Genomic DNA, 12,441 nt, shown 5'->3' with positions numbered 1-12,441 from the left:
GGCACAAAAAATGCATATCTTTGCAGTAGTTAATTAACTTATTAAAGAATACTATATTATGTATCCAGAAGAATTAGTAAAACCAATGCGCGCTGAACTATCTGACGCTGGTTTTCAGGAACTATATACAGCCGACTCGGTAAAAGAAGCATTATCTAAAGAAGGAACTACACTTGTTGTAGTAAACTCTGTATGCGGATGTGCAGCACGTAACGCAAGACCGGGTGCTAAAATGAGCCTTGACAACGGCAAAAAACCGGATAATCTTATCACGGTATTTGCCGGTGTAGACAAAGAAGCAGTAGACGAGGCAAGAGCAAACATGTTCCCTTTCCCTCCGTCGTCACCAAGTATGGCATTATTCAAAAACGGTGAGCTTGTGCACATGCTTGAGCGTCACCACATTGAAGGCCGTCCTGCAGATATGATTGCAGAGAACCTTAAAGATGCTTACAACGAGTTCTGCTAAAACAAAACTCTAAAATATCTCAAAGCCACGCCCAAAGCGTGGCTTTGTTGTTTTAAGTGCTATGCAGGCATACTAAATCTTTTTAGTATTAACAAAAAAGGTGCTACTTTTACGCGAATTTTTAGCAACGTTCATGGAAAAGCTTTTATCTTATCCCATAACCATAATTTATTTAGTAGTATTTCTTTTGTTCCTGGTGATATTTCACCCTATACAATGGATCTGCTTTAATGTGTTTGGCTACCAGGCCCACAAAAAAAGCGTTGATATACTTAATGGATGCCTTGTGAGGACTACCCTTATACTGGGCACTACCTACAAATTTGAAGGCAGGGAAAAGGTACCGGCAGGTGTTCCACTGATTATTGTGGCAAACCACCAAAGCATGAACGACATACCGCCAATTATTTGGTTTATGCGTAAGTTTCACCCTAAATTTATCAGTAAGAAAGAATTAGGAAAAGGAATACCGAGCGTTTCATACAATTTAAGGCATGGCGGTTCCGTTCTTATAGACAGGAAAGATGCAAGACAGTCACTGCCCGTAATTAAAGGACTGGGAGAATATATACAAAAGCACAATCGCTCAGCAGTAATTTTTCCTGAAGGAACAAGGAGCAAGACCGGAGAGCCAAAGAAATTTAGCGAAACCGGACTTAAAGTGCTTTGCAAAGCCGCCCCTTCTGCGTACATTGTACCAATAAGTATAAATAACTCGTGGAAACTTGACCGTTTTGGCAAATTCCCGATGGGCCTGGGTAATAAACTCACCTTTACCGTACAGGAGCCTTTTGCTATCAAAGATATTCCTTTTGAGGAAGTGATGGAGAGAACAGAGAATGCAGTTATACAAGGAATAAAAAATTAAGAAACTATGTCTACTAAAAACGTTCGCCTGGAAGTAATGAAATTCCTTGAAAAGGATATTGACACTTTCGTGGAAAATTATCTTATCCCAGTCGAAACCATTTGGCAGCCAAGCGACATGCTGCCCGACTCAAAGAAAGAAACTTTTTTTGAAGATCTTAAAGAACTGCGCGAAATTGCCAAAGACCTGCCTTATGATTTTTGGGTAGTGCTTGTAGGCGACACTATTACCGAAGAGGCGCTTCCTACCTATGAGTCATGGCTTATGGATGTAGAAGGTGTTGATCAGGTAACAGAAGGCGGTAACGGATGGTCTAAATGGGTGCGCCACTGGACAGGCGAAGAAAACCGTCATGGTGACCTGCTTAACAAATACCTTTATTTGAGCGGACGTGTAAACATGCGCGAAGTAGAGATTACTACACATCACCTTATCAATGACGGATTTGACATTGGTACTGACCGTGATCCGTACAAAAACTTTGTATATACCAGCTTCCAGGAGCTTGCCACTTATATATCGCACAACCGTGTTTCGCAAATCGCTAAGAAATTCGGAGATAACAAACTGTCTAAAATGTGTAAGCTGATTGCGGGCGACGAGATGCGTCACCACATGGCTTACAGTGAGTTTGTAGACAGAATATTTAAAGTAGACCCTAGCGAAATGATGCTGGCATTCCAGCACATGATGAAGCTTAAGATTGTTATGCCGGCACACTTCCTGAGACAATCAGGTGATGCTTTAGGCAATGCATTTGAGCGTTTCTCTGACTCTGCACAGCGTATAGGTGTTTATACCGCTACTGATTATGTAGATATCCTTAAGAAGCTAATTGAAAAATGGCAAATTGACAAGATAGATGGCCTTACTTCAGAAGCTGAAAAAGCACGTGACTTCCTTATGAGGCTTCCGGACAGAATGACAAGAATCTCTGAAAGGCTTGTTATTCCTGAAGAATCACACATATTCAAATGGGTTACACCAGCTCTTATAAAATAATACTAAAGCCGCTCGAAAGAGTGGCTTTTTTTGGCCTCACCCCCAGTCCCTCTCCTTTGGAGAGAGCCGGGGTGAGGAAAAATATTATGCCAGCAATCACTGCATATGAAACTCTAAAATTTAATTAGCACAATTCGCTTATTCCTCCTAACTTTATCTTATGAATAACCTCATCGACATCACTAAAACTTTTGTAAAAGCGCAGCTCGCACAGGCCGAAGGCGGCCACGACTGGTTTCATATTGAGCGCGTGTACAATAACGCTATGCTAATTGCTAAAGGTGAAGCGTGTAATCTTGAGGTCGTTCAGTTGGGAGCATTACTGCACGATATTGCTGACAGCAAATTTCACGATGGGGATGAAACGGTAGGTCCGTCAATGGCATGGCAGTTTCTGGCAGCGCAAAACGTACCCGAAGAAACCATTATCCATGTAGTGAATATCATTGAGAACATTTCGTTTAAAGGCGGTAATCACGAAATGAAATTCCACTCCATTGAGCTGGATATCGTTCAGGATGCCGACAGGCTCGATGCCCTTGGCGCGATAGGAATTGCACGTACCTTCAACTATGGCGGCTTTAAGAACAGGGCATTATATGACCCCTCTATTCCGCCAAATCTTAATATGACCAAAGAGGAATACAAGGCTACTACTGCCCCAACCCTTAATCACTTTTACGAAAAACTGCTATTGCTTAAAGACCGTATGAATACGCCAACCGGCAAAACCATTGCCGAAGGCCGCCACCAATACATGGTCGATTTCCTTGAGCAGTTTTATGCTGAGTGGGAAGGGGAGAAATAATTTTTCAACAATACCATTGTAGTATCATACACCGGTTTCTTATTTACCCTCGCGAGCAGCCAGGCAACAAAACTCATTACAAAAATATCCTGCGGTCCTGATCGTGCCTGTTCGATAAACTCCTCGACTGTATTTTTAAATTTAGGCGTTGTCAATATTTCAGGTTTAAGCACATAACGCTCTATCAGGGCAAGGTACTGCAACACTCTGTCTTCATTAACCGAAGTCAGGTATTTTTTGTATCGGCGTTTAAAGCTTTTTATTCGTGAAAGTGCCAGTTCGGTATATTCCTGCTGTACGTGTAACAAGATTTCTACAAGGCATTTTTTTATAGCCCATTCCATTCCCATTTTCTTTTCATACCAGTTATCGGAATGGTTTAGTTTCACCATTTCTTTGGATGCATCACGACCGGCGTCCTGCTGCAGGTAAAGCACAATAAGCAACAACCTTAAGTCATTTATGTCATTCACATCGGCTTTTTTATGCTGTGTCAGAACCTTTTCGGCAGTGTCTGTCGCCCTGCCTGGATTACCTGAATAGTTCTCGTTGAGTGCCTTCAGTAAAAAGTAGCGCAGGCAAAAACGGTTATAATACTTACCACCCTGCTTTTGCAGTTGCTCCCGCATCTTTTCGAGATACTCCTGCGAATCGGCAAAACGCCCGTTCCTGAAATGGAAGTTGGCCATAAAATACAATATGTAGATATGGTAATACAAATGTCGATCCGCCAATGTCACATTGCTATTGATGAACGCATAACTTTTGGCAATAAAAGGCGCTATCCTCCCATAATCGCTGTTAAGCGAGGCATATTCATTAGCAATGAACAATATCTGGTAAAGCGATTTAAAGGTAAGCACCTGCCTTAGCGAAATGCCATGCGTGGTAATAGTGTTCTTTATAAGTTCCTGAAAATCGACGATCTTGCCTTGGTGATACATCTGTGCAAGTTCCCTTCGCAGTAAGGCATATCCCAGGTTGAGTTGTTCCTCCTGCTCCAGCTTCTTTTTATTGCCCGCGAATTTTTTAATAACCTCTTCTAAGGGCAATGCCGGATTCAGGTGAGCAAACTGTATCTGGGTATGATAGATCTCGTTAAGCAGGCCAAAGTGTTCCAGTCCGACAGCGATGTTTTCGGCTTTTGCCAGAGATTTAAAAGCAGCCTTGATGAGCTTATGCTCAAAAAACAGGCGACTCACTACTAACAGACGTAATACAGCATGTTCATCGGAAGTATCGTTCTCAAAACTGCGGTTCGCCATAAATTCGACCAGCGTATCATACAGCCTTTTGCTCAAGGCATGATAGGCATCAGCAGATTTTTTATCGGGGAAGGACTTTTTTTCAACTTTTATATCGTCAGTTTTTAGAAAATTGAAGAGTTCTGTATTGCGCACATCCTTACGTTTATTCCTTTTGTCAAGATAGAGGCTAAAAGCCTTTATATCTAAATCATTCATAAGATGTATCACTTCCTGAATCGCATTCATATCAACTGATTTTAAGATCATAAATATATAAAAAATGCTATTTTATATCGTCAGTTTTTTTGATATATTGATTTTTAACGCAATTAACTTTGAAGGAAATTTGCTTCATAATTTTAAAACAACAAATTATGGAACCGCTAAAACCAACAGAAGTAAACAACACTTCAGAATCAAGAAATTCAAAACTAAATGTACAATCACCCTTAAGGCCAAGTGCCGCCTTTGTGGGCGCTTCATGGATGACACTCATCATCGGAATGGGTGCTTATTGCATCGGGCTTTTTAATTCGGACATGCTTTACAACGAAAAAGGCTATTACTTTACCATATTACTTTTTGGATTGTTCTCGGTAATATCAGTACAGAAAAGCGTACGCGACAGGCTTGAAGGCATACCCGTAACCGACCTGTATTATGGCATAAGCTGGTTTAGTACCATTGCCTCATTAACCCTATTGATAATAGGATTATGGAATGCCAACCTGTTATTGAGTGAAAAGGGATTCTTCGGGATGTCATTTGCCCTTGGACTGTTCTCGGCCATTGCCGTACAAAAGAACACCCGTGACCTGAAACAATTTGAATCTAACAATATATAACCCTTAGCGGTGCCCTGTGGCTGTTCCCGGTTTAGCGGACGGCTGCGGGGCTTTCTAAATTACTTTACTATGAAAACAAAATACAGATTCCCCATATATATGGTAGGCGTAGCACTGCTTGCGGTGGTCATTGGTAACCTGATCCACTGGTTCCGCATTACAGCACAATACGATACTTTTGAAGAAATGGTTCCGGCTTACCTAAGCGTATTCCCTTCATGGCTGCAAAACGCCAGGATCATTACCATGATTGACGTTTTCCTCCTCGGTATCTCGGGTTTTATTTTCGCACAGGCTATCAAAGTGAATTATTTAAAAGTCCTCTCGATAATTTTTGCCAGCCTTACATCATTACTCCTTTTATGGCAGGTGTTTTCGCTGATGTAAAATTTAAAACCAACTTATATGCTACTCATTATATTCATCGCATTTTGCTGTATGCTTTTTAATTGAACGGCTTAACCTGGGCTGGAAACTCCCTGAAGTGCCTACCTGGACTATCAGGGTACTGGGTGTAAACTTTATCCAACTGGGCGTAGTATTGCTGGCCGGCATCAGTTGGGAGAAATGGTTATCATCATTTTCGCTCTTCCATTTGTCCAGCCATGTATCGCCTATTATGGGAGGTATCATTGCTTATTTTATTGCTACCTTCCTGTTTTACTGGTGGCACAGATGGCGCCATCGCAGCGACTTTTTATGGACACGCTTTCACCAGATACACCACAGCGCCCAGCGCATAGAAATAATCACTTCATTCTACAAACATCCTATGGAAATGGTTGTGAACTCCATAATAGGAAGTCTATTAGTCTATTCTCTTTTAGGATTAAATCTTGAAGCTGCGGGCATCTATACGGTATGTACCGCTTTGGGGGAGTTCTTTTACCATACCAACATCAAAACACCGCAATGGATAGGCTATATCTTTCAGCGACCGGAGATGCACCGCATACACCACGAATACAATAAGCACACTAATAACTATGGCGATATCGTATGGTGGGATATGCTCTTTGGTACCTATGAAAACCCCAAAGAGTTCAAGACCTCCTGCGGATTTGACAACGAAAAGGAACAACGTTTATTTGATATGCTCAAATTTAAAAATGTATACAAGGAATAAAAAAAACCGGCGTAATGCCGGTTTTTTGTTTTATATAAATCCTGTTTATTATTTCCCAGGGAATTCTGCTTTTCTCTTTTCAAGGAATGCTGTTGTACCCTCTTTAAAATCGGCAGTTCCAAACGATTCACCAAAGGCTTTTATCTCTGCTTCGTAACCATTTACTCCATCCTCAAAGTTAGCATTGATGGCTTTTATAGCAGCCGATATCGCTACCGGAGAGTTTTTCATGATCTTCGCTGCGATACCTTTACAGAAATCTACAAGCTCTGCCTGAGGCACTACATGGTTTACAAGTCCGTAAGCTTTTGCCTCTTCGGCGTTTATCATACCCGCTGTCATAATCATTTCCATAGCACGGCCTTTGCCTACAAGCTGTGGCAAACGCTGCGTTCCGCCATACCCCGGAATAACACCAAGCGATACTTCCGGAAGACCCATTTTAGCATTATCTGAAGCTACCCTAAAATGTGCTGCCATAGCCAGTTCAAGACCTCCGCCAAGTGCAAAACCGTTAACTGCTGCAATTACAGGAGTAGAAAGGTTCTGTACAAAATCAAAAAGAAGTTCCTGCCCTTTAGCTGCTAAAAGCTCCCCCTGATCTGTAGAGAAATCAGCAAACTCAGAGATGTCAGCGCCGGCAACAAAAGCCTTCTCGCCACTTCCGGTTACGATTATTGCTTTTACGCTATTGTCAGCATCAAGTGCTTTAAAGGCTTCGTGCAGCTCCTGAATGGTAGCTTTGTTAAGTGCATTAAGCTTTGTTGGCCTGTTAATGGTAATTACAGCAAGCCCGACAGCCTGTTCCGTAAGTATGTTTTCGTAATTCATTGTATTATGTATGTTTGTTGTTTGTCTCTTCTTCGTCGCCTTCGGCGGTAGTAATTGGCAGGGTAACTAAAAATTCGGTACCCACGCCTACAGTGCTTTCAAAGGTAATCGTACCGTGGTAATTTTCCACAATATTTTTTATGATTCCAAGCCCCAGACCCATACCGCTGGTTTTGGTCGTAAACTTCGGTTCAAAAATACGGCGCTTATTTTCCATGCTAATTCCTTTACCGTTATCTTTTACCGAAATCTTTGCCATTTCGCCTTCACGGAAAACCCTCACCTCAACCATTGGATTAACTTCATCTTCCGAAATAGCCTGTGTTGCATTCTTAACCAGATTGGTAATGATACGGATAAGCTGTGTCCTGTCCATACGCGTTATGATATACGGTTCGTCGGCATGGTAGGTAATGTAAGGTTCGTTGAATATCTCCAATGCCAGCTGAACGATCTTTACCACGTTCAGTGTTTCGTTTTGCTGTGCCGGCATAGAGGCAAAACTCGAGAATGCCGATGCTACCGAACTCATGGTATCTATTTGCTGTATCAGGGTTTTTGAATACTCGTCAAGCTTTTGAACGATATCCGGATGGTTCGGGTCAAACTTACGTTGGAAACTCTGCACGGTAAGACGCATTGGCGTTAGTGGGTTCTTGATCTCATGGGCTACCTGCTTGGCCATTTCGCGCCATGCCTGTTCCCTCTCACTCTGGGCGAGCTTGGTCGCACTTTCGTCGAGATCGTCAACAAGGTTATTGTAGGCGTCTACCAGCAGGCTTATCTCCTGAGGAGTATCGCCCATGTCCAGTTTTTCGTTCTCTTCACTGAGTCGGGTTTCTTTAAGGCGGTCAGACACTTCTTTAATCGACTTGGTAATGTAACTCGACAGGAAGTAAGCTATAATAACTGATATCAACAGCATAAAGGAATATACCTGTGTGAAGCGTATCAGAAAATTACTGGTTTCTTTTTCATAATAACCATCGTCTTCTATATAAGGCAGGTTCATTATGCCTAAAGGCTTAAATTTAGTATCTTTTATATAGCTGTAAGACGAACGGAAACGCTTGCCGTCTTTTACTTTAAAATCTACATACCTCTTTTCGGCAGTAGATCGCAACACCTTTAGTATAGGTGCCGGTATGTTCATGCTAATGGTATCGACCGAAAAGGCTGCCTTAGATGATTTAAGCAAATGTCCGTTAAGGTCGTAAATATTAATTTCCATCCCGTGGATATTGGCAAGCTCATGAATTCGCTCTCGGAATATCAGCGGAAGGTTTTCGGTATTCAGCGGATAGGTAGTATTGGCAAGTATGTAATTAATGTGCGCCTTTATGGCAAGTTCCTTGCGTTCCAGCCTGTCCTGATGGTAATCTTTCGCTTCTTTTTTAAACTGGTAAATGCTCACCGCGGCAATAAGCAGCGATGCGATAAGGGTAATAAAAATCATGGACAGGAAAATTCTTGTCCGCAATGACCACCTCTTTATCTTGAATTTTTGTTTCATTAAGAGTTGTTTTTCTCTCGTATGCGTTTGTAAAATTTATAGCCCAGCATCAGCAGTATCGAAAATACGATAATACCTATTACCCCAAATATCCAGTTGATGGCACTTTTGAGTATCACCAAAAATACAACTGCAAAAAGTATGATGGTTGCCCCTTCATTCCAAAGTCGCATAAAGCCTGTGCTGTATTTTACCTCATCGTTTTGCAATTGCTTAAAAATGCTGTGGCATTTAAAGTGGTATAAAAACAACAGAAAAACGAATGTAAGTTTTACATGCATCCACGGTTGCTGTAACCACTGCGGCATGATACATAAAAGTGTTATCGCAAAGATAGTTGCCAGTACCGCCGACGGCCAGGTAATAATGTACCATAGTCTGTAGCTCATCAGCTTGTATTGTTTAATGAGTATTTCCTTTTCGGGCGAAGGCTTGTCATTCGCCTCTATGTGGTATACAAACAGCCTTACAATATAAAACAGCCCGGCAAACCAGGTGATTACAAATATAAGGTGCAGTGATTTTATGTAATTATAATATTCCATTACCAATTTTGAAATTCAAAAAATTTAATTTTCGATGCATTTAAAGAGTTTTCATATTCTAAAATCTCTTTAAAAGTTTTATCTGTAAACCCTTGATTATCGTACCAAATATCATCTGCTGGATATGTACAAACACCATTTGTCAATTCGGCAAATATAGCACTTGTTAATAAGGCGAAACGTAACTGAAAGCTATCTCCCGAATGCCAAACAAAATGGACTTCTTTTTTACAATCTTTTAACCTGTCTTCAATTTCCTGAGCTGCAAATTGAATTTCAGGTTGCTTTTTACCAATAAGTTTCTCAAAAAAAGATTGCTTTGGTCTCATATCCTCTTTGGCCTTCTGAAGATTAAAATCACCAATATATAATTCAAAGCCGCTTATAAGATCTTTTCCCTTTAATGTATCAAGATGTGGATTTGACAATCTGAATTTAAACGGCAAAAAACCTGCATTCTCTCCATTAAAGTTAAATTCAGGGTGAACTTCAGTAACCATATCATAATCATTAAGCCTCTTCATCATTTGAGGAATCAGATTATTCGAAACTTCTTTGCAATAGACAATAATTTCTAAACTCATCCTGGTTTTATTCTTCGTTAACATGTTCGGCCATTGCTGTCTTTAAAAATACTCCCGTTACTATAGTCGAGAGCACATCGGCAATAGGAAAAGCCACCCACACTCCAAAAATACCAAAAAACTGTGGCAATATAAGCACCAATGGTATCAGGAAAAAGCCCTGTTTGGATAGCGTAAGCATCAGTGCTTTTTTAGCCATTCCTGCCGCCTGAAAATAGGCTGCACCTATAAGCTGTACCGCAATAATGGGCGATGCCGCAAATACCCAGCGCAATGCTCCCGGCGTATCGCGGATAACATCAGGGTCGGTAGTAAAAACTGCTGTTATAGGCTTTGCAAAAACCAAGATTACAATGAATATGAGGATCGCCAGCCCTCCCGCATATTTAATAGACAGGAAAACCGACTCGCGCACCCTTTCGTGATTCTTAGCTCCATAATTATACCCCGCAATCGGCAAAAAGCCCTGCGTAATGCCCAGTACAGGAAACAGTGCAAACATGAGCATACGGCTGATGATACCATATACCGTGATGGCATGTTCACCTCCCTGTGCGAATAGCGTATGATTCAGTATCACTGCCAGTACGCTTATTACGCCCTGTCTTGCAAAGGTTACAAAACTTAATGAAGTGATCTCGCCTGCTATTTCTTTCTTCCAGGTAAAATGACTCCATTTAAGACGAAGCTCACTTTTATAAACAAAGAACCAAAAGATATAAGCAAATGACAGGAAGAAAGATGCTGCTGTTGCCAATGCTGCTCCCATTACTCCCAATCCGAGTATTTTTATAAAAAGGATATCAAGTATTATATTGGATGATGCAGATATGATCATGGATATCATGGAATGCCTTGATTTATCTTCGGCGCGGATAACATTGTTACCCATCATGCTCATTGCCTGAAAAGGTACTGCCAGCAGTATCGGGAAAAAAAATTCTTTTGCCGGTGCGGTAATATCACCATTCGACCCGAAAATGAACAATATCTCATCGCCAAAAAACAATCCTGCAGCTACAAATACCGACGATACTCCAAAGGTCATCATGATCTGGTGGGCAAAAGTAGCAAGCGCCTTATCCTTGTTTTTGGCACCAAGCGCACGCGACAATACCGAGCTTCCGCCTGTGCCTATTGCCATGCCCAGTGACGAGATAAAAAAAGTAATAGGCATAACTACTGATAATGCAGCTATAGCCAATGACCCTATCCAGCGACCTACAAAAATGGTATCTATAAGTATATTGACCGTCATGAACAATATACCTATAGATGCCGGAACCGACTGTTTTATCAGCAGGCTCTTAATATCTTTTTTTGCAAGCTCGCGGGATGAAAGCTCCATTTATACTGCCGGTGTTTCAGCGTGAGCCCATTCGTTAATCCAGTTGCTCACAACACCAATCCATTCATCATTATCATTAAGACAAGGAATTGCCAGGAATTTCTCGCCGCCATGCTCTTCAAATTCCTCTTTGGCACGCATTGCGATCTCCTCAAGGGTTTCAAGGCAGTCGGCTACGAAAGCAGGTGTTACCACCGCCAGTTTTTTAATTCCGCCGGAAGGCATTTTGTTGATTTCAACGTCGGTATATGGTTCCAGCCATTTGTCGCCGGCAAGGCGCGACTGGAACGTAAGCGAATATTTTTCTTTAGGTATACCCAGTTGCTCTACCACTAAACGGGTAGTTTCGTAACACTGGTGACGGTAACAAAATTTGTGTGCTGCCGATGGCGTTACACAACAGGTATCGTTTATTTTACAATGCGATTTGGTTACATCGGTCTTTCTGATATGACGTTCCGGGATACCGTGATACGAGAAAAGAAGATGATCGTAATCAAATCCTTCCAGTGATCTTTTTATTGAATTTGCCAATGCAGTAATATAATCCGGCTTATCATAAAAAGCAGGAACATCGGTAAAGGTCATGTGAGGGAATTTCTTTTTCCTTATTTCTTCAGCCAGTACTAATATAGTAAGCGTAGAAGCCATGGCATACTGAGGGTATAACGGAAAGAGCAATACTTCGGTAACGCCCTGGTCAGACAATTCCTGAAGTCCCTGTTCTATGGATGGTTCGCCATAACGCATTGACAGCGCTACCGGCAACTCTGTTCTTTGTTTCACTTTTTTATGCATCCTTTCCGAAAGCACAATAAGCGGTGAGCCTTCTTCCCACCATATTTTCTGGTAAGCTTCAGCCGAAGCCTCCGGCCTTTTGCGAAGAATAATACCTCTCACTAACAGGGCCCTTAATAAAAACGGAACATCTATTACATATTTGTCCATTAAAAACTCATCAAGATACGGCTTTACGTCTTTTGGCGTCGGACTTTTTGGCGACCCCAGGTTTACTAGTAGTACTCCTTTCATTATATTACTCTTTGTTTGCTATTTTAAAAAGCCTTTAGCTGTTCACAAAAACCATGCGAAAGGCGGTTTATTTTGTTGTTATTTTCTTTTTCTATTTTTAAAGTTTATTGCCTATTACACAAAGATTCGCGAAGATTCACAAAGAATTTATACTTATAAAGCTCTCAGAGAACTTACGCCTTTGGCGTATAGCTAAAAAACTTTGTGTGTCTCTGTGCTTCTT

At 41.3% G+C, this 12,441-nt stretch carries 14 protein-coding genes; 7 read left to right on the top strand and 7 right to left on the bottom strand.

The window, feature by feature from the left end; genetic code table 11:
- Positions 1–58: 58 nt before the first annotated feature.
- The 4 genes from ACFSR3_RS10295 (at position 59) to ACFSR3_RS10280 (ending at position 3,147) form a co-directional block, all read left to right on the top strand.
- On the top strand, positions 59–469 hold the full coding sequence (locus tag ACFSR3_RS10295) for a BrxA/BrxB family bacilliredoxin (RefSeq protein ID WP_114758425.1): 411 nt from the start codon (positions 59–61) through the stop codon (positions 467–469).
- A gap of 133 nt (positions 470–602) precedes the next feature.
- Positions 603–1,337 carry a lysophospholipid acyltransferase family protein gene (locus tag ACFSR3_RS10290; RefSeq protein ID WP_379820888.1) on the top strand — a complete coding sequence of 245 codons (735 nt, stop codon included), beginning with the start codon at positions 603–605 and terminating at the stop codon, positions 1,335–1,337.
- A 6-nt stretch (positions 1,338–1,343) separates the two neighbouring features.
- On the top strand, positions 1,344–2,339 hold the full coding sequence (locus ACFSR3_RS10285) for an acyl-ACP desaturase (RefSeq protein ID WP_379820887.1): 996 nt from the start codon (positions 1,344–1,346) through the stop codon (positions 2,337–2,339).
- A 160-nt stretch (positions 2,340–2,499) separates the two neighbouring features.
- A complete protein-coding gene (locus ACFSR3_RS10280) occupies positions 2,500–3,147 on the top strand; it encodes an HD domain-containing protein (protein ID WP_379820886.1) in 648 nt (215 codons plus the stop codon).
- Here ACFSR3_RS10280 and ACFSR3_RS10275 read toward each other — a convergent pair.
- On the bottom strand, positions 3,120–4,640 hold the full coding sequence (locus ACFSR3_RS10275; RefSeq protein WP_379820885.1) for a hypothetical protein: 1,521 nt from the start codon (positions 4,638–4,640) through the stop codon (positions 3,120–3,122). The genes ACFSR3_RS10280 and ACFSR3_RS10275 overlap by 28 nt on opposite strands.
- Positions 4,641–4,768: 128 nt before the next feature.
- Here ACFSR3_RS10275 and yiaA point away from each other — a divergent pair, with 128 nt between their 5' ends.
- From yiaA to ACFSR3_RS10260, 3 genes are all read left to right on the top strand, one after another.
- The gene (yiaA, locus tag ACFSR3_RS10270; RefSeq protein ID WP_114758420.1) at positions 4,769–5,239 is read left to right on the top strand and encodes an inner membrane protein YiaA; all 471 of its coding nucleotides are present in this window, start codon (positions 4,769–4,771) and stop codon (positions 5,237–5,239) included.
- A gap of 69 nt (positions 5,240–5,308) precedes the next feature.
- On the top strand, positions 5,309–5,626 hold the full coding sequence (locus ACFSR3_RS10265; RefSeq protein ID WP_379820884.1) for a hypothetical protein: 318 nt from the start codon (positions 5,309–5,311) through the stop codon (positions 5,624–5,626).
- Between the two features lie 97 nt (positions 5,627–5,723).
- Positions 5,724–6,365, top strand: coding sequence for a sterol desaturase family protein (locus ACFSR3_RS10260; protein WP_379820883.1), 642 nt, complete (start codon positions 5,724–5,726; stop codon positions 6,363–6,365).
- 48 nt (positions 6,366–6,413) lie between these two features.
- Here ACFSR3_RS10260 and ACFSR3_RS10255 read toward each other — a convergent pair whose 3' ends face one another.
- From ACFSR3_RS10255 to hemH, 6 genes are read right to left on the bottom strand one after another with little or no spacing between them, the layout of a single operon-like run.
- Complete coding sequence (locus ACFSR3_RS10255) at positions 6,414–7,196, bottom strand: enoyl-CoA hydratase/isomerase family protein (protein WP_379820882.1); 783 nt, start codon at positions 7,194–7,196, stop codon at positions 6,414–6,416.
- Positions 7,197–7,200: 4 nt separating this feature from the next.
- Positions 7,201–8,709, bottom strand: a complete 1,509-nt coding sequence (locus tag ACFSR3_RS10250) for a sensor histidine kinase (protein ID WP_379820881.1) — start codon at positions 8,707–8,709, stop codon at positions 7,201–7,203.
- Complete coding sequence (locus tag ACFSR3_RS10245) at positions 8,709–9,254, bottom strand: CopD family protein (RefSeq protein WP_379820880.1); 546 nt, start codon at positions 9,252–9,254, stop codon at positions 8,709–8,711. The genes ACFSR3_RS10250 and ACFSR3_RS10245 overlap by 1 nt, the downstream gene beginning before the upstream one ends.
- Entirely contained in the window at positions 9,254–9,838 is a 585-nt protein-coding gene (locus ACFSR3_RS10240; RefSeq protein ID WP_379820879.1) for a hypothetical protein, read from the bottom strand. Before ACFSR3_RS10240 ends, ACFSR3_RS10245 begins: the two co-directional genes overlap by 1 nt.
- A 7-nt stretch (positions 9,839–9,845) precedes the next feature.
- A complete protein-coding gene (locus ACFSR3_RS10235) occupies positions 9,846–11,186 on the bottom strand; it encodes an MATE family efflux transporter (RefSeq protein ID WP_379820878.1) in 1,341 nt (446 codons plus the stop codon).
- The gene (hemH, locus tag ACFSR3_RS10230) at positions 11,187–12,218 is read right to left on the bottom strand and encodes a ferrochelatase (RefSeq protein WP_114758413.1); all 1,032 of its coding nucleotides are present in this window, start codon (positions 12,216–12,218) and stop codon (positions 11,187–11,189) included.
- Between the last annotated feature and the right edge of the window lie 223 nt (positions 12,219–12,441).

Origin of the sequence: Flavobacterium suzhouense (assembly GCF_042684765.1) — a bacterium.
GTDB lineage: Bacteria > Bacteroidota > Bacteroidia > Flavobacteriales > Flavobacteriaceae > Flavobacterium > Flavobacterium suzhouense.
Note: the sequence above shows the minus strand (reverse complement) of the source record. Positions and strands in the feature narration are given on the sequence as shown.

Excerpts from the sequence above, each read along its gene's own strand:
- ACFSR3_RS10285 (WP_379820887.1), top strand. The coding sequence starts at position 1,344 with ATGTCTACTAAAAACGTTCGCCTGGAAGTAATGAAATTCCTTGAAAAG.
- yiaA (WP_114758420.1), top strand. The coding sequence starts at position 4,769 with ATGGAACCGCTAAAACCAACAGAAGTAAACAACACTTCAGAATCAAGA.
- ACFSR3_RS10240 (WP_379820879.1), bottom strand. The coding sequence starts at position 9,838 with ATGAGTTTAGAAATTATTGTCTATTGCAAAGAAGTTTCGAATAATCTG.
- ACFSR3_RS10235 (WP_379820878.1), bottom strand. The coding sequence starts at position 11,186 with ATGGAGCTTTCATCCCGCGAGCTTGCAAAAAAAGATATTAAGAGCCTG.
- ACFSR3_RS10245 (WP_379820880.1), bottom strand. The coding sequence starts at position 9,254 with ATGGAATATTATAATTACATAAAATCACTGCACCTTATATTTGTAATC.
- ACFSR3_RS10295 (WP_114758425.1), top strand. The coding sequence starts at position 59 with ATGTATCCAGAAGAATTAGTAAAACCAATGCGCGCTGAACTATCTGAC.
- ACFSR3_RS10250 (WP_379820881.1), bottom strand. The coding sequence starts at position 8,709 with ATGAAACAAAAATTCAAGATAAAGAGGTGGTCATTGCGGACAAGAATT.
- ACFSR3_RS10290 (WP_379820888.1), top strand. The coding sequence starts at position 603 with ATGGAAAAGCTTTTATCTTATCCCATAACCATAATTTATTTAGTAGTA.
- hemH (WP_114758413.1), bottom strand. The coding sequence starts at position 12,218 with ATGAAAGGAGTACTACTAGTAAACCTGGGGTCGCCAAAAAGTCCGACG.
- ACFSR3_RS10275 (WP_379820885.1), bottom strand. The coding sequence starts at position 4,640 with ATGAATGCGATTCAGGAAGTGATACATCTTATGAATGATTTAGATATA.
- ACFSR3_RS10265 (WP_379820884.1), top strand. The coding sequence starts at position 5,309 with ATGAAAACAAAATACAGATTCCCCATATATATGGTAGGCGTAGCACTG.
- ACFSR3_RS10255 (WP_379820882.1), bottom strand. The coding sequence starts at position 7,196 with ATGAATTACGAAAACATACTTACGGAACAGGCTGTCGGGCTTGCTGTA.
- ACFSR3_RS10280 (WP_379820886.1), top strand. The coding sequence starts at position 2,500 with ATGAATAACCTCATCGACATCACTAAAACTTTTGTAAAAGCGCAGCTC.